The sequence below is a fragment of the Agrobacterium sp. rho-8.1 genome (assembly GCF_033957725.1).
In the GTDB taxonomy this organism is placed as follows: domain Bacteria; phylum Pseudomonadota; class Alphaproteobacteria; order Rhizobiales; family Rhizobiaceae; genus Agrobacterium.
In genome coordinates, this window is record NZ_CP192789.1 from 487,026 (window position 1) to 509,850 (window position 22,825).

General features: G+C 58.4%; 21 protein-coding genes and 1 tRNA gene. 8 read left to right on the forward strand and 14 right to left on the reverse strand.

Going from position 1 to position 22,825, the window contains the following annotated elements; all coding sequences use genetic code 11:
- Positions 1–70: 70 nt before the first annotated feature.
- The 4 genes from RMR21_RS17085 to RMR21_RS17100 form a co-directional block, all read right to left on the reverse strand.
- Positions 71–259, reverse strand: a complete 189-nt coding sequence (locus RMR21_RS17085; protein ID WP_174156040.1) for a Trm112 family protein — start codon at positions 257–259, stop codon at positions 71–73.
- A gap of 10 nt (positions 260–269) precedes the next feature.
- Entirely contained in the window at positions 270–941 is a 672-nt protein-coding gene (locus RMR21_RS17090) for an LON peptidase substrate-binding domain-containing protein (protein ID WP_498670663.1), read from the reverse strand.
- 144 nt (positions 942–1,085) lie between these two features.
- Positions 1,086–2,063, reverse strand: coding sequence for a thioredoxin (gene trxA, locus RMR21_RS17095; RefSeq protein WP_498670665.1), 978 nt, complete (start codon positions 2,061–2,063; stop codon positions 1,086–1,088).
- A 54-nt stretch (positions 2,064–2,117) separates the two neighbouring features.
- Entirely contained in the window at positions 2,118–2,627 is a 510-nt protein-coding gene (locus RMR21_RS17100; RefSeq protein WP_498670666.1) for a prolyl-tRNA synthetase associated domain-containing protein, read from the reverse strand.
- Positions 2,628–2,883: 256 nt separating this feature from the next.
- On the opposite strand from RMR21_RS17100, the gene RMR21_RS17105 reads away from it, so the two are divergent.
- A tRNA-Gly gene (locus tag RMR21_RS17105) sits at positions 2,884–2,958 on the forward strand.
- Positions 2,959–3,134: 176 nt separating this feature from the next.
- On the opposite strand, the gene RMR21_RS17110 is transcribed toward RMR21_RS17105, so the two are convergent.
- The 7 genes from RMR21_RS17110 to RMR21_RS17140 all read right to left on the reverse strand — a co-directional run bounded on the left by RMR21_RS17110 (position 3,135) and on the right by RMR21_RS17140 (position 14,409).
- Positions 3,135–4,862: a sensor histidine kinase gene (locus RMR21_RS17110; protein ID WP_498670667.1), complete on the reverse strand. Its 1,728-nt coding sequence runs from the start codon at positions 4,860–4,862 to the stop codon at positions 3,135–3,137.
- Between the two features lie 128 nt (positions 4,863–4,990).
- Positions 4,991–8,077 carry an efflux RND transporter permease subunit gene (locus tag RMR21_RS17115; protein WP_498670668.1) on the reverse strand — a complete coding sequence of 1,029 codons (3,087 nt, stop codon included), beginning with the start codon at positions 8,075–8,077 and terminating at the stop codon, positions 4,991–4,993.
- Positions 8,074–9,333 carry an efflux RND transporter periplasmic adaptor subunit gene (locus RMR21_RS17120; protein WP_498670669.1) on the reverse strand — a complete coding sequence of 420 codons (1,260 nt, stop codon included), beginning with the start codon at positions 9,331–9,333 and terminating at the stop codon, positions 8,074–8,076. The genes RMR21_RS17115 and RMR21_RS17120 overlap by 4 nt, the downstream gene beginning before the upstream one ends.
- A gap of 368 nt (positions 9,334–9,701) precedes the next feature.
- A complete protein-coding gene (locus tag RMR21_RS17125) occupies positions 9,702–10,637 on the reverse strand; it encodes an esterase-like activity of phytase family protein (protein ID WP_498671768.1) in 936 nt (311 codons plus the stop codon).
- 88 nt (positions 10,638–10,725) lie between these two features.
- Positions 10,726–12,630, reverse strand: a complete 1,905-nt coding sequence (gene cobT / locus RMR21_RS17130; RefSeq protein WP_498670670.1) for a cobaltochelatase subunit CobT — start codon at positions 12,628–12,630, stop codon at positions 10,726–10,728.
- Positions 12,631–12,728: 98 nt separating this feature from the next.
- The gene (gene cobS / locus RMR21_RS17135) at positions 12,729–13,718 is read right to left on the reverse strand and encodes a cobaltochelatase subunit CobS (protein WP_498670671.1); all 990 of its coding nucleotides are present in this window, start codon (positions 13,716–13,718) and stop codon (positions 12,729–12,731) included.
- Positions 13,719–13,782: 64 nt separating this feature from the next.
- Complete coding sequence (locus RMR21_RS17140; RefSeq protein ID WP_498670672.1) at positions 13,783–14,409, reverse strand: J domain-containing protein; 627 nt, start codon at positions 14,407–14,409, stop codon at positions 13,783–13,785.
- A gap of 113 nt (positions 14,410–14,522) precedes the next feature.
- Between RMR21_RS17140 and RMR21_RS17145 the strand changes: the two genes are divergently transcribed.
- Entirely contained in the window at positions 14,523–14,804 is a 282-nt protein-coding gene (locus RMR21_RS17145; RefSeq protein WP_498670673.1) for a BolA family protein, read from the forward strand.
- A 6-nt stretch (positions 14,805–14,810) separates the two neighbouring features.
- On the opposite strand, the gene aroB is transcribed toward RMR21_RS17145, so the two are convergent.
- Positions 14,811–15,944, reverse strand: a complete 1,134-nt coding sequence (aroB, locus tag RMR21_RS17150; protein ID WP_498670674.1) for a 3-dehydroquinate synthase — start codon at positions 15,942–15,944, stop codon at positions 14,811–14,813.
- A 4-nt stretch (positions 15,945–15,948) separates the two neighbouring features.
- A complete protein-coding gene (locus RMR21_RS17155) occupies positions 15,949–16,545 on the reverse strand; it encodes a shikimate kinase (RefSeq protein WP_498670675.1) in 597 nt (198 codons plus the stop codon).
- 171 nt (positions 16,546–16,716) lie between these two features.
- Here RMR21_RS17155 and RMR21_RS17160 point away from each other — a divergent pair, with 171 nt between their 5' ends.
- The 6 genes from RMR21_RS17160 (at position 16,717) to RMR21_RS17185 (ending at position 22,027) form a co-directional block, all read left to right on the forward strand.
- Positions 16,717–16,869, forward strand: coding sequence for a hypothetical protein (locus RMR21_RS17160; RefSeq protein ID WP_174156027.1), 153 nt, complete (start codon positions 16,717–16,719; stop codon positions 16,867–16,869).
- A 20-nt stretch (positions 16,870–16,889) separates the two neighbouring features.
- Positions 16,890–17,843 carry a site-specific tyrosine recombinase XerD gene (xerD, locus tag RMR21_RS17165; protein WP_498670676.1) on the forward strand — a complete coding sequence of 318 codons (954 nt, stop codon included), beginning with the start codon at positions 16,890–16,892 and terminating at the stop codon, positions 17,841–17,843.
- A 63-nt stretch (positions 17,844–17,906) separates the two neighbouring features.
- Complete coding sequence (locus RMR21_RS17170) at positions 17,907–18,860, forward strand: acetyl-CoA carboxylase carboxyltransferase subunit alpha (protein ID WP_498670677.1); 954 nt, start codon at positions 17,907–17,909, stop codon at positions 18,858–18,860.
- A 230-nt stretch (positions 18,861–19,090) separates the two neighbouring features.
- Complete coding sequence (locus tag RMR21_RS17175) at positions 19,091–20,545, forward strand: sensor histidine kinase (RefSeq protein ID WP_498671770.1); 1,455 nt, start codon at positions 19,091–19,093, stop codon at positions 20,543–20,545.
- Complete coding sequence (locus RMR21_RS17180) at positions 20,542–20,979, forward strand: response regulator (RefSeq protein ID WP_498670678.1); 438 nt, start codon at positions 20,542–20,544, stop codon at positions 20,977–20,979. Before RMR21_RS17175 ends, RMR21_RS17180 begins: the two co-directional genes overlap by 4 nt.
- Positions 20,980–20,986: 7 nt before the next feature.
- Positions 20,987–22,027, forward strand: coding sequence for a histidine kinase dimerization/phosphoacceptor domain -containing protein (locus tag RMR21_RS17185; RefSeq protein WP_498670679.1), 1,041 nt, complete (start codon positions 20,987–20,989; stop codon positions 22,025–22,027).
- Positions 22,028–22,044: 17 nt separating this feature from the next.
- Here the strand turns inward: RMR21_RS17185 and RMR21_RS17190 are convergent, their stop codons facing one another.
- On the reverse strand, positions 22,045–22,806 hold the full coding sequence (locus tag RMR21_RS17190; RefSeq protein WP_498670680.1) for a L,D-transpeptidase: 762 nt from the start codon (positions 22,804–22,806) through the stop codon (positions 22,045–22,047).
- Positions 22,807–22,825: the final 19 nt, after the last annotated feature.

Here is a 22,825-nt window from a genome sequence, read left to right on the forward strand (position 1 = left end):
TAAAAGTCAACGCGAACTCATGGTGCGATGTGTGAAGTTTGGACGACGCCGCTTATTGCGCCAACGCCTCTCAGTCTTCGATGCGTCTTGCTTCCGACATCAGCATGATCGGGACGCCGTCACGAATGGGATAGGCGAGTTTGGCGCTCTCGGAAATCAGCTCGTTGGCGTCACGATGGTAGGAGAGGCGGCCTTTGGTCAGAGGGCAGACGAGAAGCTCCAACAGCTTGGGATCGACATTGCTCAGTTTCTCGTCCATCGCTCAAGCCTCACTGCAACGTCGTGCCGCTTGGGGTGTCACCCTGAGCAAGCAGGATCTCGGTGATCGCGATCAGCGTATCGGCTCTCGATTTGAGATCAGGCGCTTCGAGAAGAGCCTGCTTTTCGGCAGCACCGAAGGGCGACATCATGGAGAGCGAATTGACCAGCACGCGGTTTCCGGCACGTTCCACGCTCTCCCAGTCAGCCTCGAGCTGGTTGGCATCGAGAAACGCCCTGAACACGCGCAGGAGGTTTCCACGGTCCACCGCGTCCTCGTCGTTTTCGCCTGAGAGATCGGCGATGAAGGGCGCGTGTCTGAAGCTGCGGTAAGGCTTGCCAGCGGTCGCTTCCTCCAGCAGGCGGAACCGGCAGATGCCACTCAAGGACACCATATAACGGCCGTCGCCCGTCTCCGAAAAGGATGTGATGCGGCCAAGGCAGCCGATCTGGCTCAACTGGCCTGCTTCGGCGCCACCATCCAGCGAGGTCAACGCTGGCTGCACCATACCGATCAGCCGATGTCCGGCCAGCGCGGCGTCGAACATCGCCAGATAACGCGGCTCGAAAATATTGAGGGGAAGCTGGCCTTCCGGCAACAGGAGCGCACCGGGAAGCGGGAAAACGGGCACCACATCCGGTAGATCCGTGGTCTTCAAATATCTCGCATTGCCGACTTGCATGGACGTGTCCTCATTTTCGAGACGTTTGGCGGGCCCGACCTAACGCGCGTGCCCCCATTTCGAACTGCGCAGACATTCTGATGCGTGTCTGCCGGGATATGCCTTATAGATGTGTTCCGCGTGCCCTCATCGCAAGTCGAGCAATCAGGAAAACAGGATCGCAGAAAGTTTCCGGCGGCCCGTGACCGATGCCGGGTCCTTGAAACCCCAGCTTTCGAAAAACTCGACCAGTTGCTTGCGCGCGCCATCGTCTTCGAAGGTGCGATCCTTGCGCATGATGGTCAGCAGCTCATCGGCCGCCTCGTCGCGTCGGCCCTGCGCGTTGAGGATCTTGGCCAGCTTCATCCGCGCTTCGTGATTGTCGGGGTTTGCTGCCAGTTCACGCTCCAGCGCCGCTGGATCGCCAAGCGCCTTGGCCTCTTCGTACTGGGCGAGCTTCTTCAATGCGGCCTGGACGGCTGCATCGGCCCGCAGCTCTTCCGAAAGCGCACCCAGCAGATCGCTGGCACGCGGATAGTCGCCAACGGCGATCATGCATTCGGCGATGCCGGCAACGGCCTGCGGGTTTTCCGGGTCCACCTGCATGACGAAGCCAAAGAGCTGGGCAGCGCCCTGATGGTCACCATTGTCAAAGAGCTGTTTGGCCTCGGCCAAGGCGGCATCGATTTCGGCCTGCGGATCATCGCCAGCCGGGCCTGCGATCTTGTCGATGAACTCTCTGATCTGGCTTTCGGGTACAGCGCCCATGAAGCCATCCACCGGACGACCGTCCTGAAACGCGACGATGGCCGGAATGGACTGGATGCCAAGCTGGCCGGGAATGGAGGGATGGTCATCGATGTTGAGTTTGACGAGCTTCACGCGCCCACCGGATTCGTTGACCACCTTTTCCAGCACCGGCGTCAGTTGCTTGCAAGGCCCACACCATGGCGCCCAGAAGTCCACCAGAACGGGCTGGTGGCGCGATTCCTCCATCACGTCCTTCGAGAAGTTCGCAGTGGTGGTATCCTTGATGTGGCCGCCCGCCGGAGCCTCCGGTGCACTTGGCGCATTTGCATATTGCACGGAGCCGGTCATCTGTCCGCCCATGGACGTTCCGTAGGGGTTGTTGGCACCGGTCATCTCAAGTCTCCGTTCATTTTGCTTGTATCGCTGGTCTGGCGCAAAGATCGTACTTTATTCTGTCACTTTCAAGATGAGCGGCGTGTGACCCGTCGCCTCCAGAAAACGAATGAGATCATCGCGACCAATCGTCGTCGTCGCATCGTTGGAAAGCGGATGGCCGTTGATGAGCGCATGCTTCATCAATTCGCTGTCGAGCACGAAGGTGACGTTGCGGCCCGTATCATTGATGGCACCGAAAACGGTGACCGAACCTGGGATAACGCCAAGATATTCGAGCATCTTTTCCGGCTTGCCAAATGACACACGGCTGGACGCATCGATGGTCTTGTGAACCGTCTTCAAGTCGACCACGGCGTTTTCTTCGACGGTCAGGACGAAATATTGGTCCTTCTTGTCCTTCACGAAGAGGTTCTTGGTATGGGCGCCGGCAATGCGATCGCGTAGGGATTCCGATTCGGCCACGGTAAAAACAGGCTCATGCTCGAGCGTCTTGTGTTCGATGCCGAGACTATCCAGCAAAGCAAAAAGGTCCTGTGCCGTTTTGGGGGATTGCTGCGTCATGTCTGTCCTCTTGCGCCATCATTTGGAAATTCGATCATATCGTCATTAGGCGTTCAGCATCGGCTTTGCAATCGCCTTTGGAATTCAGCCATCAAAAATACTCAATGTTTTCCGTAGCTTGTATGGTTTTTAGAGTTTTTCTGACGGTTTTTGTCATTTCCCTGTTGCATTTAAAAAGCGGTTGAGCGATATAGCCCTCGTCGCCGCAACGCAGCGACCCGCGGTTCAGCGATCTACCCCGAACCAGCGGATTTGAGCGGGTGTAGCTCAGGGGTAGAGCACAACCTTGCCAAGGTTGGGGTCGAGGGTTCAAATCCCTTCGCCCGCTCCAATTTTCTCTCCGACTAAAAAATGATTAATGGCTCTGTAGTGAGGGCCTCGATATCTCAAACAATATCCTGACCTTATCGGGACATTGGGCCGTCATCTGGGGAGCAGAATCCAAGCGTCTTGCGACAGCGTCCGGTGATCCCGAACCGGCTGGACCGGCAATCAAGGTGTAATCATTCAGGTGGGCATTGTGAAAGTGAACCGTGTTTCGCTTGCATCGGAATGGACGGTGATCGCGCCGTTATGTGCCTTGGCAATTTCTGACGCGATGTAGAGACCAAGACCCAAGCCTTGCATGCCGGGACGCAGGTCACCTCTTCTGAATGGTTGGAACAGACGCTCCAGCATGTCGGGCGATATCGGCTTGCCGCAATTGCTGACAGAGATTTCCAGATATCCGTTGTTGACGGCTCCATCAATCCTGACGGTTCCCGTGTCGGTACCGTGGGTCAGGGCGTTGGATACGATATTGGACAGCATCTGTGCAATCCTGAACCGATCGACCAAAAGCGGCGCAGGAATATCGAGATTGACGTCGATAACGCGCGAGGGATGGGCAACACGCAATTCATCCACGACGTGGAACAGGGTCGTGCTCAGATCATCTTCGAAAAGCTTGAGCGAGATGCCACCGCCGAGCCGTGCGCGGGCAAGGTCCATGACATTGTCCACCAGACCGCCCATGCGTGCGATACTGGCTTTCATCAGATTGAGAACCAAGGGGCTTCGCTCGGTCCAGCCTTCCTTCAACAGGCGCGATGTGCCTGCATCGACCGCAGCAATGGGATTGCGCAGATCATGACCGAGGACGGCAATGAATTGCTCGCGCAGTTCCGCGACCTTGCGCTCGCGCTCCAGCATCTCTTGCGCGACTTTCAGACGCTCGCCCGAATCCAGATGCTGGCCGATGAGTTCTGCGAAAAGCTTGAAGGTGCCGAGAACCTGCGGATTCTTGATCTTGGCCGGATTGGGATCGATGGCGCAGAGCGTTCCGAAAAACTGACCGTTCGACAGGATGATCGGCTCGGAAATATAGCTCCGTAATCCGTAGACGCGTGGCGTATGATGGTCGCGATAAAGCGGATCCGACGCGGCGTCATCGAAGACGATCGTTTCACGATGATCGCGAATTTCGTTGCAGAGTGTGCTTTCGACCGGCAGTTCGTCACCGGGCTTCAAGCCGAAACCAACATGATCGAGCGACTGGCAGGTCACCCATCTGTCTTCCGTGACCCGTGCCACGGCGGCGAAGCCCATGCCGGTCATGCGCAAGACAACATCCAGAATGGACGGAACGGCTGCGATTGCAGCAACGCGCGCAATGTCGCCAGAGAAATCCGTTTGCGCTTCACCGATGTGCGATGACAGATTGCGCGAATCGGCGAGATCGCTGGACAGCGAACCGATCAGGTCGATGGTTTCGAACGCGGAAGCTGCCGCACTGGCCAAGGCTTCCAGCGTCTCGATTTCCCACTGGCTGGGCTCGTAAGCTTGCGACCAATAGGCTGCAATGGCGCCAATCGGATTTTCCACACACACGGGTGCCATCGCCAAGGACTTGACGAACGTAGCTTCATAAAGCTCGTAGGGGACACGATCATCCTTGGAAATATCGGGGATGACGACGGTCTGCCTGTTGAGCATGGCCCAGCCGCTGATGCACGCGACCATGGGGAAACGCTTGCCCTTCCAAAGCGGACCGATCGCGTCTTCCTCCACATAGTGGCAAAGATCCCCATCCCTGCGGATGATGGCAATTCCCTCGCAGCCGATCAGAAACCGCGCGGAGGTCCTCATGATTTCGATGACGTCTTCCCAGCTTTTGGCGCGAACGATGCGCGCCATGGCGTCTGTCAGCTTCGAAAGGGACGTCAACGGAAGAGGTGAAAAGTCATGCAATGCCATGTCGTTCTTCTTTCCCGGAACTCTGGCCGCGTTGCATTCAGGCGTTCACCTTGGCACAAGTTGCCAAGTTGCGCAAATCTATTGCGAAAAAGCCATCGGGCTGAGCTCAAACGACCAGCGAACCAACCTTATTCCGTTACGGGTTGGCGATGTCCTCTTCCCAACCGGGACTTGACGAATTCCGAGAGGCGTTCGATCTCCACGAAGATGACCGGCGTCATGAACAGCGTCAATATCTGACTGACGATGAGGCCGCCGACCACGGCGATGCCCAGCGGCTGGCGCAATTCAGAACTTGCACCGGTGCCTACAGCAATCGGAAGAGCGCCGAAGAGCGCACAAAACGTCGTCATCATGATCGGGCGCAGACGCCGCACGGCGGCTTCGTGGATGGCATCCAGCGTCGGCATGCGTTCTTCCCGTTGCAAGGTCAGCGCGACGTCGATCATCATGATCGCATTCTTCTTGACGATACCGATCAGCATCAAAAGCCCGATCAACGCGATGATCGACAGATCGAAACCGAAGAGTTTCAGTGTTAGCAGCGCCCCGAACGCAGCGGATGGCAGGCCGGACAGGATGGTGAGCGGGTGCAGGAAACTTTCATAGAACACGCCGAGCACGATGTAGATGGTGAGGATTGCAGCGCCGATCAAAAGGCCGGTGCTATCGCTGGTCTGCTTGAAGATCTGCGCCGCTCCCGCGAGGTTGGTGGTCACCGTCGATGGAACCTGGATCTGCTGTTTCAGCTCATCGATCCGCGCCGTGGCCGAGCCGAGCGAAACGCCTGTGGGAAGGTTGAACGACAGGGTGACGGATGTGAGCTGCCCAGTCTGGTTGACCGTGACAGGGCCTGCCGCACGGGTAATCGTCGCAAAGCTGGCGAGCGGAACGAGCGCACCCGAACTGGAGCCGACGCGCAGTGAACCCAGCGATTGCTCGTTCCATTGCAGGGACTGGTCATATTCCAGAATGACATCGTAGCTGTTGCCGGTGGTCTGGATCTGTGTCGCCTGATAGCTGCCGAATGCCGCTTCCAGCGTCTGACGCAGGGACTGCGACGTGACGCCCAGCGTATTGGCGCGGTCATTGTCGATAACGAGGTGGGCCTGCAGCGCGTTATCCTGCAAATCCGATGCGACATCCACGAAATATCCGCTATCCGCACGCATCGCGTCACCCAGCGTCTTCGACCACTCCCGCGCCAGTTTCGCATCGATGGACTGGAGCACCACCTGATACATGCTCTGGGAACTACGGCCACCGAAGCGAAGGCTCTGTTGCGGGGTGATGAAGGTCTTGAGACCCGCAATGCCCGACAGCGCGTGCCGGAGCGAGTTGAGCGTCACATCCAGGACTGGCCGATCTTCGAAAGGCTTGAGCTGAACGAGGATGGAGCCTGCATTCAGCGCAGAACCACCGGGGCCTGAGCCGAGCGTGGAGGTAACGTGCGCGACCGAGGGGTCGGCAGATACGATGGCCGCGGCTTTGGCCTGAAGCGCACTCATCGCCTGATAGGAAATGTCTTGGCGCGCCTGCGTGGAGACGGTCAACAGACCGATATCTTCGGTGGGGAAAAAGCTGCGGGCAAGACTGGTGAACATCCACCCGGAGCCCACGAGCGTGAGGACGAACATGACCATCACGATGGGGCGGTGCTGAAGGCACCATCCGACAGACCGTCCGTAGGCCGCTGTCGCCCGGTCAAACAACGTCGGCTTCCTGTCTCTTTCCTCCGGCTTGTGCGGCAGGCGGGCGGCGAGCATCGGCGTCACGGTCAGCGAGACCACAGCCGACGACAGAATGGCGAGTGTGACGACCACACCGAATTCGTTGAGCACGCGCCCGACGATGCCACCCATCAACAGGATGGGAAGAAACACGGCGACGAGCGAAATCGACATGGAAATGATGGTGCCCGTGACTTCGCTGGCGCCCTCGATGGCAGCCTGGAAGGGCGGCATGCCCTCTTCCACCTTGCGCACGATATTTTCGAGCATCACGATGGCATCATCCACCACCAGACCGACCGAAAGGGTGAGACCGAGGAGGGAAATGTTATCGATGGAAAAGCCGAGCGCATACATGGCGCCCAGGGTGGCAACCAGCGACAAGGGCACGGCAAGGCCCGGAATGAACGTCGCCCAAACCTGACGCAGGAACAGGTAGATGACGAGAATGACGAGGCCGAGCGTGATCATCAGTGTCATCTCGACATCGGCCACCGCCGCGCGGATCGACACAGAGGCGTCGTTGACGACGTTGATATGCATGTTGGCAGGCAGGCTCTTCTGCAATTCGGGAAGTTTCGCCTTGATGGCATCGACCACGGCCACCGTGTTGGCACCGGGCTGGCGCTGAACGGCCAGAACGATCGCCGGCGTGCCATCCAGCCAGCTACCCTGGTTGACCACCTCCACGCTGTCCTTGACCGTTGCCACATCTTCCAGCCGCACGATGCGGCCATTCGGTCTGGCGATGATCAACGTGCGGAAGGAAGCGGCATCGGTGCGTTGCGTAGACGCATCGATGGTCAGCGCCTGCGAGGCATTCTGCAAGGTGCCGATGGGCGACTGGTCGTTGGAGGCTGCAAGCGTGTTCGAGACGTCGTTCAGCGACAATCCACGGCTTGCAAGCTTGTTGGGATCGACTTCCACGCGAACCGCATAGGTCTTGGCACCGTAAACCTGCGCCTGCGCCACACCGGAGATGGTGGAAAGTGCCGGAGAAACGATGTTCTCGCCGATGTCGTCCATCTTCGTCAGGTCGGCCGCGTCACTCGTCAGCGCCAGAATGAGGACGGCGGCGTCCGCCGGGTTGGCCTTTCGATAGCTGGGTGGCGACGTCATGTTGTCGGGCAGTTGCCGCTGTGTGCGGGCAATGGCTGCCTGAACGTCCGCGGCGGCAGCATCGATGTTGCGCGACAGGTTGAACTGGATGGTGATCTGGGTGTTGCCGAGCGAGGAGCTTGCCGTGATCGTATCGATACCGGCGATGGTTTCGAACTGCTTGATGAGCGGGGTGGCGACCGAGCTTGCCATCGTATCGGGTGCGGCACCTGCCAGCTGCGCCGAGACGTTGATGGTCGGGAAATCCGCCTGTGGAAGTGCGGCGACAGGCAGGTTCCTGTAGGCGGCGACACCGGCAATCAGCACGCCCATGATCAGCAGGATCGTCGCGACCGGACGCCGAATGAAGATTTCAGACATATTCATGTCGCGTCACCCGTCACTGGTGCCGCAGCCGGTTTCTTCTCGGCTGCATCCTTGGGCTTGTTGACGACGACATGGCTGCCGTTGATGAGCGACGCCTGCCCTTCCGTGACGACCGTGTCGCCGTCTTTCAGACCGGTCGACACACCGGCGACATCGCCATCGGTCAGCGCCAGCGTGACCTTGCGTTGCTCGACCGTGTTATCGGGACCGACGACATAGCACACGAAACCGCCAGCCTGGGGCTGGAGTGCGACGAGCGGAACCGTCACCAGATCATCCACCTGCCCTGCCTTGACCGTTACTTTGAGGGACTGTCCGGGCCAGAAGGTTTCGGGGTCGTTATCCAGACGCATGCGAAGCTTGAACGTGCCGGACGCCGGATCAACCGTATTGTCGATAAAGACGATATTGCCGGTTCCAGTGGCCTTGCCGTCCTGCTGCTGCGCCTGCGTGGTAAAGACGTCCGCCGTCAAAATCTTATTGGTCATGGCCGTGCGCACGAGGTCGAGATCCGGCTCCGGCAGCGAAAATTCCGCCAGCACCGGTTTCATCTGCGTGAGCATGACCACCTCGCCGCCCGGTGCGACAAAGGCACCCGGCGACAAGAGAACGACACCCAGCTTGCCATCGAATGTCGCACGGACTTGCGTCTGCGAGAGCGTGACGTTGTCCGCCGCGATCGTGGATCTGTCGACCGACAGCGTCGCTTGCGCCTGTTTGACGGTAGCGTTCGCATCGCTGAATTGCTGCTGTGTATCGACGCCCTGTCTGCTCAGCGATTCGACGCGGGCAAGCGTTGCCTGGGCCGCTTCCAATACCGCCTGATCTCGCAAAAGCACGGCCTCATCGCGTGCGATATTGGCCTTGATCGTGCGGTCATCGAGCTGCACGAGAAGATCTCCTGCCTTCACCTCGGCACCATCATTCACCAGAATGCTCGCGACAATGCCGGAAATCGGGCTCGTCAATGCGGTGGACGCCACGGGAACGATAGCGCCAATTGTCTGGCGCGTAACAGGCAGAGAGCCCGCCTTTGCCGTGGTCACCGTGACCGCCGAGGGCCGCCCCGCCTGCCCTCCACCGCCGCCACCATGCCGTCCACCGCCTTTGGCCTGGGTATCATCGGAGGGATGGGTCTGGGTGGTCGCCGATGTCGGTTTGGCCCATGACGGCAGATAGGATTCCACTGCATCACGATTGATGAACAGCAGTGTTGAAACGGCAATAACGACTGCGACAGATATGATAAACCGCATGCGGAAGTCCTTTGGAGGCATTCGAGCCGATGGACGGGAAGGCATTCGTTCTAACGCGCACAGCATGCGGGGCTGGAGCGTCCGCAGGCAAATCCGTGTAGACTTTCAAACTGCATGTATCGTTCAAGTATTAGTCCGGTCAGGAGCATTACGGTGACGCCATCAGACCCAGCCCCTACTTCCGAAATGACCGATATTCAGAAAGGGCAGGCCAATGACGCAGCAGCCGTCATTCCCGTTCGATCACTTAACGCGTCACGGCGCAAAAACGGAAGACGATATAATATTAAATTACTGTAATATTTAAGGTATTTCAAAAGTATCGGCGGCAACGGTTGGTAGAACAGGCCGTTACAGAGCGGCCGCTGTCAGTTGAGCAGCTTGAATTCCAGCATCATATTTCGTTGCAAAAACGAGTGATTGTCGTCGGATACCAGAATGAGATGTGTCGAGCCATCTGCCGCCTTGACGATATCCATGCCTTCCATGTTGTCGATCTGGTTGGAAAGGTCGGCTTCGATAAGGATTTCACCGTCTACCACCGCGCCGGGACGTATAGTATCTGCCTTGATGCGACGGATGCGCATGCCGACGCCGACGGCCAGTTCGAACCGTCGCTCGAGCAGCAACAGATCGCCATCGGGCAGAAACGCGCCATCCGTAACGGAAAAGGCGTGGTCGCGGGAAACAGCGAAGAGCCCTTTTCGCGGACCCTCCAGAATGGCTGCCAAGAGATTTCCGTTGCTGTCGAGGCTTGCCTCTGCAACCACGACCATGGAACCGCGAAGCGGGCCGTCTGCGGGAGACACGGCAATCGTTTCCATGCCTGCGTTACGGCGAAACTCGTCATCGGGTATGAGATGTGGCAGCTGCCCTATCGGCTTTGCCGTTTCCAGATCGTCGGTAAAGTAGATCATGATGCGGGGGCGCTGCTCATAGCTGACGAAGGCCCGGTTGCCTCGCAAGGCCAGCCCTTCCGAGTCCATATCGCGTTTTCGTTTTGCCTCGTGGCCAGCCTTGTCCAGCATGGGAGCAATGCGGACGTGCGATAGCCCCGACAGGTCGCCCGACGCATTACGCTCCACATTGCCGGACAGGAAGTGGCCGGTGTCCAGGACCGCGAGGAAACTGCGGCCATCGGGCATGAACCGGATGCTGGAGATAGCACCGAACAGCGGCTCGGGCGAACGCATGACCAACCCACCGACAAATTGAAGTTTGCCGAACCGTTTTTCCGTCGAATCGACTTTGAACTGGGAGACCAGACGCGCGCTGACCGGCACATCGACTGTGCCCGCAGCCATGCCGGACGGGATGAGGGTTGTCGCCAATGCCACTGCTAAAGCGGCAACCCCGAACAATCCACGTTTTGCCGAGCTGTCACCGCGCGGCTTAGCCCGCACGGCGCATCCTGCCGGAACGGCGCGGAGCCGCGTTGGTATCTTCGAACAGGGCTGCAAGCTGCTCCGTCATCGCGCCCGCCAGTTCGTCCGCATCCACGATCGTCACGGCGCGGCGATAGTAGCGCGTGACGTCATGGCCGATGCCGATGGCAAGCAGTTCCACGGACGAGCGTGTCTCGATCTGTTCGATGACGGCGCGCAGGTGACGCTCCAAATAATTGCCCGGATTGACCGACAGCGTGGAATCGTCCACCGGCGCGCCATCGGAGATCATCATCATGATCTTGCGCTGTTCGGGCCGGTTGATGAGACGGTTATGCGCCCACATCAGCGCTTCGCCATCGATGTTTTCCTTGAGCAAGCCTTCGCGCATCATCAGGCCGAGATTGCGGCGCGAACGGCGCCAAGGCGCATCTGCGGACTTATAGACGATGTGGCGAAGATCGTTGAGGCGACCGGGAGATGGTGGCTTGCCACCGGCCAGCCACTGTTCACGTGACTGTCCGCCCTTCCAGGCCTTGGTCGTGAAGCCCAGGATTTCGACCTTGACGCCAGACCGCTCCAGCGTGCGTGCCAGAATATCGGCGCAGGTGGCCGCAACCGTGATCGGGCGACCGCGCATGGAGCCGGAATTGTCGATGACCAGCGACACCACGGTATCGCGGAACTTCGTATCCCGCTCCTTCTTGAAGGACAGCGGCTGCATCGGATCGATGACCAGACGCACCAGACGTGCCGGGTCGAGATAACCCTCCTCCAGATCGAAATCCCACGAGCGGTTCTGCTGCGCCATCAAGCGGCGCTGCAAACGGTTGGCCAAACGGCCGACCGCACCTTGGAGATGCGCAAGCTGCTTGTCGAGAAAGGCGCGGAGACGGTCGAGCTCGGCTTCGTCACAAAGCTCTTCGGCAGAGATTTCCTCGTCGAACTCCTGCGTGAAGATGCGGTAATCCACCTTCTCGTTGAAATCGTCGAAAGGGCTGTTGGGGCGGCGGGTTTCGCCGGGCGTTTCAGAATCCTCGTCGAGATCGTCGGACATCTCGTCCTCCGACATCTCCGCACCATCCATCTCGCCGTCTTCCATCTGCTCCTGGGAGGCTTCGCTCTCTTCGGCAGGGGCGGCATCGGAACCGGCTTCTTCCTCGACCTGTTCTTCCTGCGTCTCGTTGCTGGCGGGCTGGTCTTCCTCGGATTCGGTTTCCTGGCTCTCGGGCTGGTCGTCCTCGTCGCCGAAATCCTCCGCCATCTGCATCGAGGTCAGCATCTTGCGGATGAGCTTGGAAAATGCCTTCTGGTCTTCAACGACCTTCGACAAGTCCTTAAGGTCGCCGGACGCCTTGTCTTCGATGAAAGAGCGCCAGAGATCCAGCACCTTGCCAGCGCTTTCGGGCGGCTTTTCACCGGTGAGACGTTCGCGCACCATCATTGCGATGGCTTCTGCAAGCGGTGCGTCTTCCTGCGTATTGATATTGACGAAATTCGCCTTGGCATATTTTTCGGTGTTCATCGCCCGCATGTTCGCGGCCATGCCGGGCATGCGCCGCGCACCGATGGATTCAACCCGCGCCTGTTCCACCGCATCGAAAATGAGCCGCGCATCCGGCCCCTGCGGGGCCATGGTGGCGTGGACATCGCTATCGTGACAGGCGATGCGCAATGCCATGGAATCGCCGAGACCGCGGGTGATGGCGATTTCCTGAGCGGTTGGCTTCTTGGAGATTTCCGGCAGCCGCATGCGCTCACCGGCAAGACCGGGGCGCTCATTGGCGAAGGTGACTTCGATTTCCGCATCGCCCGCAATCGAGCGCACGCATCCGGTAATGGCCTGACGCAGCGGTTCCGCGTCGATCATCATTCCGGATTTGGGTCTCACATTGTCGCCACGGCCTGCCATTGTCTTTCCTGTCGATTCCAGACCGTCACCCCTCCAGCAAAGCGGCGGGGTGACGTCTTCAACTCATGGGTGACACTTTCCGGAAAAGCTGGAAAATATCAGGCGCTGAGAACGATGTTCGCAGCGCTTTCCTTCAACTCAACGCCGAATGCGCGTTGATAATGTTCGGCCACCAGGGTCCGCTCCAACTCATCGCACTTGTTGAGGAAGGTCACGCGGAAGGCGAAGGCCACATCACCGAAGATATCGGCATTTTCCGCCCAGGTGATAACGGTACGCGGGCTCATAACGGTGGACAGATCGCCATTGACGAAGGCTGAACGGGTCAGGTCGGCAACGCGCACCATCTTCGACGCGGTTTCGCGACCCTTGTCGTTATCAAGGCTTTTGACCTTGGCAACGACGATATCCACTTCCTGCTGATGTGGCAGATAGTTCAGCGTGGTGACGACAGACCAGCGGTCCATCTGCGCCTGGTTGATCTGCTGCGTGCCGTGGTAGAGACCCGTCGTATCGCCAAGACCGACCGTATTGGCGGTCGCGAAAATACGGAATGCCGGGTGCGGACGGATAACGCGGCTCTGGTCGAGAAGTGTCAGGCGGCCGGACGATTCCAGCACACGCTGGATGACGAACATCACATCCGGGCGGCCCGCATCGTACTCATCGAAAACAAGCGCGACGTTGTGCTGGTAGGCCCATGGCAGGATGCCGTCCTTGAATTCGGTGACCTGCTTGCCGTCTTTCAGGACGATGGCGTCCTTGCCGACGAGATCGATACGGCTGACGTGGCTATCGAGATTGACGCGAACACACGGCCAGTTCAGGCGGGCAGCGACCTGTTCGATATGGGTGGATTTACCGGTTCCGTGAAAGCCCGAGACCATGACGCGTCGGTTGTGCGCAAAGCCCGCAAGAATGGCGAGCGTCGTATCGCGGTCAAAAAGGTAGTCGGGGTCCAGGTCCGGCACATAGGCGTCGCCCTTCGAATAGGCGGGCACGCGCAGATCGGTGTCGATAGCGAACACATCACGCACGGAAACGGTCGTATCCGGCAGGTTGGTAATATCCAGGTCAATTTTGCTCATAACGTCTCCAAGGCGGGTAGCAGCCACCCGGCCACATATCTATCAGGCGGTCACAGGAAAGGGCTTAGCAGAAACCAGATTGCTTTAACAATTGGTAGGCTTGAATAACAGCCCGAAAACGATCTTCCGAACCACGATCACCACCATTAGCATCAGGATGATGCTTTTTGACAAGCTCCTTGTAGCTGCGTTTGATCTGCTCCTGTGTTGCGTTGACGGTTAATCCCAGCGTATCAAAGGCTTTCTGTTCCAGCGTCTTCAACTTGCGGCTCTGTGCATACCGCGGCCCTCCGCTGCGTCCCTGGCCCGTAAAGCCGAAAGGATCGCGAATGCGCGCATTGGTCGCGCCAGCAGAGCCCGAGCGCAATGTGGAATGCAAAGGGCTATCGCCTGCCGTCTTGTTGACGCCGACAGTCCAGGTGGGGCGGTGGCCGGTGATGGCTTCTTTCTGGTAGCGGGCAATCTCGTTGTCCGACAGGCCGGAAAAATAGTTGTAGCCCTTGTTGTAGTCCTTCACATGCTCGAAACAGAACATGAAGAATTGCCCCTCGGCATTGCGGCCGACGGGTGCGCGATGGACGCCCGGCTTGTCACACCCATCCCACTGGCAGGTCGGTGCCTTTATTTCAGGCTCCGGATCCCGTCTGCGGCGTGTGCGAATGCGGTCGAAGTATTTCGAATCCAGTTTCATGGTACCCTAATTATGGGACGCGAAAGCGCACCAAACAAGAATTGACAAAGTGGAATGTTGCAGGCTTCTAGAGAGCCCCTTCGACACGCAAGACTGATTTGGAGACCGTAAAGATGGCCCTGCGAGAACGTATAGAAAACAAGCTCAACGAGACGTTTTCGCCTATTCGGCTTGATGTCATCGATGAAAGTCACCTGCATGCGGGCCACCAGCCCGACATGACCGGAGCAGGCGAAACACATATGCGGGTTCAGATCGTGTCGGAAAGCTTTTCCGGCAAGTCACGGGTGGACCGCCACCGCGCCATCAATGCGCTGCTGAAGCCGGAACTCGATGCCGGACTTCACGCGCTCGCCATAGACGTGGCGGCACCGGGTGAAACGATCCGGTTTTGAAGAGGCTCAGCCGGGGTGCTTTTCGCCAAGGAAGGACTGCACCTCGGATGAAGCAACGTCGTCGGCCACGAAGGATTGACCCACGCCATGGGTGAGGATGAAGGTGAGCTTGCCGCCCTTGACCTTCTTGTCCTGCGCAATGGCCGCCATCAGCGTTTCGACCGGCGGCAGTTCTCCTAGAATATCCTTCATCGTCGTCGGCAGGCCAACCGCCTTCAAATGCGCCTCGACACGGGCGGCATCATCAGGACTTGCGAGGTTGAGGCGGGCGGAAAACTGGTGCGCAAGCACCATGCCGATGGCCACACCTTCGCCATGGACGAGACGTTTGCTGTCGTATTCCGTTGCTGCTTCCAGTGCGTGACCGAAGGTGTGACCGAGATTGAGCAATGCGCGGACGCCATTTTCCTTCTCGTCCGCCACCACTACATCCGCCTTGGCCTGACAGCTCGTCGCAATCGCCTGAATGCGCGCAGGCCCGCCCTTCAGAACGTCTTCCCAGTTCTTTTCCAGCCAGGCAAAGAAATCGGGCTTGTCGATCAGCCCGTATTTGACGACCTCGGCATAACCGGCGCGAAATTCGCGCGGGCTCAGCGTATCCAGCACGGTCGTATCGGCCAGCACCAGATCGGGCTGATGGAAAACACCGACGAGGTTTTTGCCATGGCGCGTGTTGATCCCCGTCTTGCCACCCACGGACGAATCGACCTGCGCCAGAAGCGAGGTTGGTATCTGCACGAAGCGGACACCGCGACGCACGACGCCTGCGGCAAAGCCTGTGAGATCGCCGATAACGCCGCCACCCAGCGCAATCACGGCATCGTTGCGTTCGATGCGCGCGGACAGCACCGTATCGCAAACCGTCATCAGATGCTCGAAACTCTTGGTCTTTTCTCCGGCGGGCAGCGTCAGCGATACCGCCTCGATACCGTCTGTCTGCAAACCATCCACCAACGCTTCGAGATAAAGCGGAGCGACATGCTCATCGGTGATGATGGCGGCGCGCTTGCCCTTGAGGCGGGAGGAAATCTCGCCACCGGCACGAGCCACCAGACCTGGACCAATCAGAATGTCGTAGGCACGTTCGCCCAAGGGCACGTGAACGAGGCGTTCGTCTGTGGAGAGGTCTTCAGATGTCATGGGATCAGGCCTTATGTTCCGTACTGGCGATGGCTTCCAGCACCTCTTTCACGATGATTTCCTTGCGGACATCCCGCGATTCGATGGTTATGTCGGCTTCCTGATAGATCGGATACCGCCGTTCCATGAGTGCCAGTAAAGTGGCCTTGGGATTTTCGGTCTTCAGCAGCGGACGATGTTCGCGCTTGCTGACCCGCTCCCAGAGAACCTCGATATCCGCTTTCAGCCACATGGAAATGCCGCCGCGTTTGATGTGCCTGCGCGTATTGTCATTGACAAACGCGCCGCCGCCGGTCGACACGACTTTCGGCCCCCCGCGCAGCAAGCGCTTGATCACACGCATTTCCAGCGCACGGAACTCGTCTTCACCGTAAGATGCAAACAGTTCGGAGATCGTCATGCGCGATACGCGTTCGATTTCGGAGTCCGTATCGACGAAAGGGATTTTCAGCTGTTGCGCGACGAGCCTGCCGATGGCAGATTTTCCGGCGCCCATCAGGCCAACGAAAATCACGTTGCGTCTTCCAAGCTTTGCCCGGGCCTTCTCACCGATAGTCTTGTCACCCAAACCAGAGTGAATCGTCGTGCTGGTTTCGCTCATGAATGATGGCCCGTTTGGCATCGGTATCTGCAAATGTTTACCAAGCGTCAAGCCTAATTGCGCCTAATGGAAAGAGAATCGCCTCGGAGACGCATTTCACGATCAAGGCATCGGTCTTGCTGTTGACGCCTGCGCCTTACATATATTGCACGAGACCTGCCCGGAGTATCCATGCCCACTCTTTTCCGCTTCATCTTTGTTCTGGCTGCCATTGCGGGCATCATCTATGGCGGCATGATTTCGCTGGTCATGCTGGTGCAGCCGCGCGAGCGGGAGGTGACGGTGCGCATACCCTCCGAAAAGCTGAACCCGCCCACACCATGACGACAGGGAAACACGCCTGAATGGCTGGACAGAATATGGCACGGCTGGAGAGCTTTCTGGAGATGATGAGCGCCGAGCGTGGGGCCGCGCTCAACACGCTGACCTCCTATGAGCGCGACCTCAATGATCTCAGAGAATTTCTGGCAACGCGCAACACGCCTGTCGCCGATGCGACGACGTCGGATCTCTCCGCTTATCTCGGCCACCTCTCGGCACAGGGCTTCGCGGCCTCGTCGCAGGCGCGGCGACTGTCCTGTCTGCGGCAATTCTACAAATTCCTCTATTCGGAAGGGCTGCGGGGCGACGATCCGACGAGCATCCTGGACTCGCCCAAGAAGGGACGCGCGCTTCCCAAGCTCATGAGCGTCGCCGATGTCTCGGCGCTTCTGTCGCAGGCGCAAAAGGAAGCGGAAACGGAAGGGGCCGGGCAGCTGTCACGCATTCGCATGCATCTTTTGCTGGAGCTGCTCTATGCCACCGGCATGCGCGTCAGCGAACTCGTTTCCCTACCTGCGACAGTGTTGCGCCATGAAGGCCGGTTTTTGATGATCCGCGGCAAGGGCAACAAGGACCGCATGGTGCTGCTTTCACGCACGGCGATGGAAGCAATGGACAGCTATGACCAAACCCGCAAGAAGCTCGCACCGAAAGTGGAGGGAAAGCCCGATAGTGTGTGGCTGTTTCCATCCAACGGGAAAGAGGGCCATCTGCCGCGGCAGGTGTTCGCGCGCGATCTGAAAGATATCGCCATCAGGGCCGGGTTGACGCCCTCGGCCATCTCTCCGCATGTCATCCGGCACGCCTTTGCCAGCCATCTTTTACAGAATGGCGCAGACCTGCGCGCCGTGCAGGAATTGCTGGGCCATTCGGACATTTCCACGACACAAATCTATACACATGTGCTGGAAGAACGGTTGCAAGAACTGGTACAAACGCACCACCCTCTTGCCAAACAGGCCAAAAACCTTGAATAGAGCGGTCGGAACCGCCGGGGCCACCCGGTCAAACCTTGCGCAAAACGATCGGAAACGGATCTCATGCACAGCTACCTCGACTTCGAAAAACCTATCTCGGACCTTGAAGGCAAGATTCTGGAGCTGAAAAAGCTTGCAGCCGAAGACGAGAGCATAGACACCTCGGAGGAGATCTCGCGTCTTGAATCCCGCGTTCGGGACGCAATGCTGGACATTTACTCCAAGCTGAACGCGTGGCAGAAGACGCAGGTCGCGCGCCACCCGCAGCGCCCGCACTTCGTGGATTATGCCAAGGCGCTGTTCACCGACTTCACACCGCTGGCCGGCGACCGCAAATTTGCCGAGGATCCCGCGATCCAGGCAGGTCTCGGCCGCTTCAACGGCCAGCCCGTTGCGATCATCGGACAGGAAAAGGGTAACGACACGAAGTCCCGTCTCAAGCACAATTTTGGCAGTCCGCGCCCCGAGGGCTACCGCAAGGCGATCCGCGTTCTGGAACTGGCCGACCGTTTCTCGCTGCCTGTTATCACGCTGATCGATACGGCAGGTGCCTATCCCGGTGTTGGCGCTGAAGAGCGCGGTCAGGCAGAGGCCATCGCCCGTTCCACCGAAATGTGCCTCAACGCAAAGGTTCCGATCGTTTCTGTCGTGATCGGCGAAGGTGGTTCGGGAGGCGCCATCGCCATCGCCACCGGCAACCGCGTTCACATGCTGGAACACGCCATCTACTCGGTCATCTCACCGGAAGGTGCGGCCTCGATTTTGTGGCGCGATTCGACCCGTGCCAAGGAAGCCGCCACCAATATGAAGATCACGTCGGATGATCTGAAAGCGCTGGGGGTGATCGATTCCATTATTCCCGAGCCGCTTGGTGGCGCACATCGCGACCCGGCGACCGTCATCGAAGCGACCGGCAAGACCATCGCTGCCGCACTGAAGGACCTCACGCCACTTTCCGGCAGCCAGCTTCGCGCAGAGCGCCGTCAGAAATTCCTCGATATCGGCCGCAACCTCTAACACTGCCGCCGACACACCGAACAAAGCCCACCAGCAAGCAAAGCGGTGGGCTTTTTTTGTGAAACAATTCAGCTTCGCGCCAGCGTGTTCGTCAATAAAAGCGAACAACTTAACCATTAATGCGGCAACGTCTTGCATATGGTATAGACGCTGGATACGTACGAACGAACTTAAAAGCTACGGGGTCTGGGGTGGCAAAACTATCTGCGTTCGTTCGGCGAACAATGATCATGTTCGGTTTGGGCGTGCTGCTGCTTGTCGGCATGGTTGCGACCTCGCTGTGGCTTGTTCAGGCGAACAACAAATACTCGCAGGAAACCGCCGAACTGCGCCGTTTGCGCGCCTCCATTCTGGACGTTCTGACCGCAATACAGGATGCCGAAACGGGCCAGCGGGGCTACCTTCTGACAGGTGACCAGCGCTATCTCGCGCCCTATCAGGATGCGCTGGCGACCCTGGGTGAAAAGCGGCAACGACTTGTCGAGCGTATCGGTAACAAAGCCGAATATCTCGACGATCTGCCCCAGTTCCAATCCAACCTCGACGCCAAGATGGCCGAGATTGGACGGGCTGTTCAGTTGATGAACGACAACCGCACGTCCGATGCTATCGAGTTGGTGCGTAGCGACACCGGCCTTGCCTATATGCGCGATATCAGAGCCACGCTCGGTCGTTATCAGGAAACGGCCGACAACCGGCTGCGCATCATCGTGGCGGATCAATTGGCGGCAGCGGAAAATCTGCGTTGGGTGACCATCATCGGCGCTGTCGCCATCCTTGCCGTGCTGACCGGCGCTGTGGTGCTCATGCTGAAATATATCCGCGAGCTCATGCGCTCGCGTGAGGAAGTGGACGAACTGAACAGGGGGCTGGAAGAACGCGTCGACGAGCGCACCAGAGACCTTGTCCGCGCCAATCAGGAAATCCAGAAGTTCGCCTATATCGTGACTCATGATCTGCGAGCACCACTGGTCAACATCATGGGCTTTCTATCGGAGTTCGATGCGTCCTTGAAGCCCGTTCAGGCTTTCGTTCTGGCGGATGGCAAGCCGCTATCCGACAACGATGTGCGCGATGCCAAGCTGGCCGTGGAAGAGGACCTGCCGGAAGCCATGCGCTTCATCCGCTCTTCGACCCGCAAGATGGACCAACTGATCAATGCCATTCTCAAGATTTCGCGTGATGGCCGCCGAAAGCTGCAGGCCGAGAAGGTGGATCTGAAAGATCTGCTGATGACGGCGGGTGCAAGCGTGCAGCATCAGGTGAGCGCCGTTGACGGCAAGATCGACGTTGACGTGCAAAGCTTCACAATCGTGACCGACAGGATTTCGATCGACCAGATCCTCGGCAATCTTTTTGACAATGCCGTGAAATACCAGATGCCCGGACGCCCCCTGGAATTGACCGCCCGTATTCTGCCGCAAGGCCGCGGTATCGTCCGCATCGATGTGAGCGACAACGGCCGCGGTGTAGCCGAAGACGATCTGGAGCGTATTTTCGAGCTTTTCCGCCGTGCGGGAACGCAGGACCAGCAAGGTGAAGGCATCGGCCTGGCCCATGTGCGGTCGCTCATCAGAAATTTAGGTGGAGACATCACGGTCGCGTCCGAGCTCGGCAAAGGAAGCACGTTTCACCTGACATTGCCGACTGATCTGCGAAAAATAACGCGAGGGAACGACATATGAAAGCAACGGGACAGGAAGTCACGATCGTCATGATCGAAGACGACGAGGGGCATGCGCGCCTCATCGAAAAGAATGTACGCCGCGCAGGTGTGAACAACAAGATCGTGCCGTTTACGCTCGGCCATGAGGCGCTGGATTTCATCCTTGGTCCTGAACGGGACGGTCTGGTCAGCAAGGACCGTTACCTGCTGATCCTGCTGGATCTCAATTTGCCGGACACGTCGGGCCTTAAAATCCTTGAAGCGATCAAAAACAATGAATACACCAAACGCCTTCCGGTTGTGGTATTGACGACAACGGATGACGAGACCGAGATCCAGAAATGCTATGATCTCGGCGCGAATGTCTATATTACAAAGCCAGTGGACTATGAGGGGTTTGCAACCGCCATCAGAAATCTCGGTCTTTTCTTCTCCGTAATTCAGGTCCCGTGAACGCTTAATGACTTTACGAATACTCTATGTCGATGATGACCCTACCCTTGCAAAGCTCGCCCAGCGCGTGCTGGGTCGGCATGACATAGACGTCATTCATGCGTCCTCCGTGCCTTCGGGCCTGGAAGAATTTCATGCAGGCACGTTCGATGCCGTGGTTCTGGACCATTATTTCCAGAGCGGCACCGGTCTTCAGTTCCTCGCCGCGATCGGCGATGCGTGCCGGGTGATCCCTGTTCTCTATGTGACCGGCGCCAGCGAGGCGCAGATTGCCATAGACGCGTTGAAGGCTGGCGCGGCCGACTATGTGATCAAGAATGTCGCAGACGATTTCTTTCCGCTTTTGCTGAATTCCATCCATCACGCGCTTGATAACTTCCAGCTTCGTCGTGAAAAGGAAGAGGCTGAGCGGCAGTTGGTACAGGCGAAAGAGCGCGCCGAGCTGATCTCCAAGGAAATGAACCACCGGATCGCCAACAGTCTTTCTCTGGTGTCAGCCATGATCCGCATGCAGTTGAACGCCGTGACAACGGCGGAGGCCCGCACCGCGCTTCTGGAAACGCAGAGCCGCATTTCCGCCATCGCCGGCGTTCATCGCAGCCTCTACACGGCCTACAATGTCGGCGAGGTCGAGCTCGACGCCTATTTGGCGTCCATCATTCAGGATCTCGCCAAATCCGCCCGCGACAGCGAGAAAGTCCAAATTTCCACACAGATGGAAAACGTCAAGGCGTCGCCCGACCAAGCCGTGGCACTGGGTGTGATCGTGACCGAACTGACGACCAACGCGTTGAAATATGCCTATCCCGACGGTGTCGGCGAAATTCGCATTCTTCTGACGATGGACGGCAATCTCGTGCGGCTTGTGGTCGAAGACGACGGCGTCGGCATGGACAGTGCCAATCCGCCCAAGGGCACCGGCCTTGGTACACGGCTGATCTCAGCCATGGCGCAGAGCCTCAAGGCAAAGCTCACCCAGTTTCAGACCACATCATCCCAGGGCGCATCCGTTTGCGTCGAGTGGGAAGGAAATATTCCCTCCCACTGAAGTAAGGGCTTTTCCCCTCAATAATACGGGTCCGGGTAGGGCTGGTCCTGCATCGGTGCCAAGCCCGGTGCCACTGCCATCGTTTGCGATTGCGATGTGGCTGCACCGGCCATCACGACAATCGGCGTGCCGTCGGGCACCCGGTTGTAGAGATCGACGATGTCCTGGTTCATCAACCGTACGCAGCCTGATGACACCGACTTGCCAATGCTCCACCATTCCGGCGAACCGTGCAGGCGATAGATCGTGTCCTGTCCGTCCTTGAAGATGTAGAGAGCACGGGCGCCGAGCGGGTTCTTGAGGCCCGGCTCCATTCCGCCATTGGCAGAGCTGTAGGGAACAAGCTCCGGCTGACGTGCAACCATCTCGTCCGGCGGTGTCCAGCGCGGCCATTGGCGCTTGTACTGGATGACGCCCCTGCCCGACCATTCGAAGCCGGCACGACCGAGGCCGACGCCGTAACGCATGGCCTGATTGCCCTCATAGGTCAGGTAGAGAAAATGATTGGCGGTATCCACCACAATCACCCCAGGACGTTCGCCCGTGGGATTGTCCACCATCTGACGATAAAAGCGAGGGTCGATTTTCTCATAAGGGATTGCTGGCAGCGGAAACTGTTCATCTGGCTTCGGCCCATAAATTTCGGCATAGAACGGATCAGCGACAGGACGAACAGCCCGCTGCGGCACCTCGCGCGGCGTGGTGTTACATCCGGCAAGCGCCGTGACGGCCAATCCTCCGGTGCCCAAGAGGAAAGACCTGCGCGTCGTAGAGTCCATTTTCAATCGGTGTCCTTGT

Coding starts and splice junctions, on each gene's coding strand:
- RMR21_RS17175 (WP_498671770.1), top strand. CDS start 19,091: ATGTTCGGTTTGGGCGTGCTGCTGCTTGTCGGCATGGTTGCGACCTCG.
- RMR21_RS17140 (WP_498670672.1), bottom strand. CDS start 14,409: ATGAAACTGGATTCGAAATACTTCGACCGCATTCGCACACGCCGCAGA.
- cobT (WP_498670670.1), bottom strand. CDS start 12,630: ATGGCAGGCCGTGGCGACAATGTGAGACCCAAATCCGGAATGATGATC.
- xerD (WP_498670676.1), top strand. CDS start 16,890: ATGGCTGGACAGAATATGGCACGGCTGGAGAGCTTTCTGGAGATGATG.
- RMR21_RS17115 (WP_498670668.1), bottom strand. CDS start 8,077: ATGAATATGTCTGAAATCTTCATTCGGCGTCCGGTCGCGACGATCCTG.
- RMR21_RS17110 (WP_498670667.1), bottom strand. CDS start 4,862: ATGGCATTGCATGACTTTTCACCTCTTCCGTTGACGTCCCTTTCGAAG.
- RMR21_RS17125 (WP_498671768.1), bottom strand. CDS start 10,637: ATGGCTGCGGGCACAGTCGATGTGCCGGTCAGCGCGCGTCTGGTCTCC.
- RMR21_RS17180 (WP_498670678.1), top strand. CDS start 20,542: ATGAAAGCAACGGGACAGGAAGTCACGATCGTCATGATCGAAGACGAC.
- RMR21_RS17170 (WP_498670677.1), top strand. CDS start 17,907: ATGCACAGCTACCTCGACTTCGAAAAACCTATCTCGGACCTTGAAGGC.
- RMR21_RS17145 (WP_498670673.1), top strand. CDS start 14,523: ATGGCCCTGCGAGAACGTATAGAAAACAAGCTCAACGAGACGTTTTCG.
- RMR21_RS17100 (WP_498670666.1), bottom strand. CDS start 2,627: ATGACGCAGCAATCCCCCAAAACGGCACAGGACCTTTTTGCTTTGCTG.
- RMR21_RS17090 (WP_498670663.1), bottom strand. CDS start 941: ATGCAAGTCGGCAATGCGAGATATTTGAAGACCACGGATCTACCGGAT.
- RMR21_RS17155 (WP_498670675.1), bottom strand. CDS start 16,545: ATGAGCGAAACCAGCACGACGATTCACTCTGGTTTGGGTGACAAGACT.
- trxA (WP_498670665.1), bottom strand. CDS start 2,063: ATGACCGGTGCCAACAACCCCTACGGAACGTCCATGGGCGGACAGATG.
- RMR21_RS17120 (WP_498670669.1), bottom strand. CDS start 9,333: ATGCGGTTTATCATATCTGTCGCAGTCGTTATTGCCGTTTCAACACTG.
- RMR21_RS17085 (WP_174156040.1), bottom strand. CDS start 259: ATGGACGAGAAACTGAGCAATGTCGATCCCAAGCTGTTGGAGCTTCTC.
- aroB (WP_498670674.1), bottom strand. CDS start 15,944: ATGACATCTGAAGACCTCTCCACAGACGAACGCCTCGTTCACGTGCCC.
- RMR21_RS17185 (WP_498670679.1), top strand. CDS start 20,987: ATGACTTTACGAATACTCTATGTCGATGATGACCCTACCCTTGCAAAG.
- RMR21_RS17190 (WP_498670680.1), bottom strand. CDS start 22,806: ATGGACTCTACGACGCGCAGGTCTTTCCTCTTGGGCACCGGAGGATTG.
- cobS (WP_498670671.1), bottom strand. CDS start 13,718: ATGAGCAAAATTGACCTGGATATTACCAACCTGCCGGATACGACCGTT.
- RMR21_RS17160 (WP_174156027.1), top strand. CDS start 16,717: ATGCCCACTCTTTTCCGCTTCATCTTTGTTCTGGCTGCCATTGCGGGC.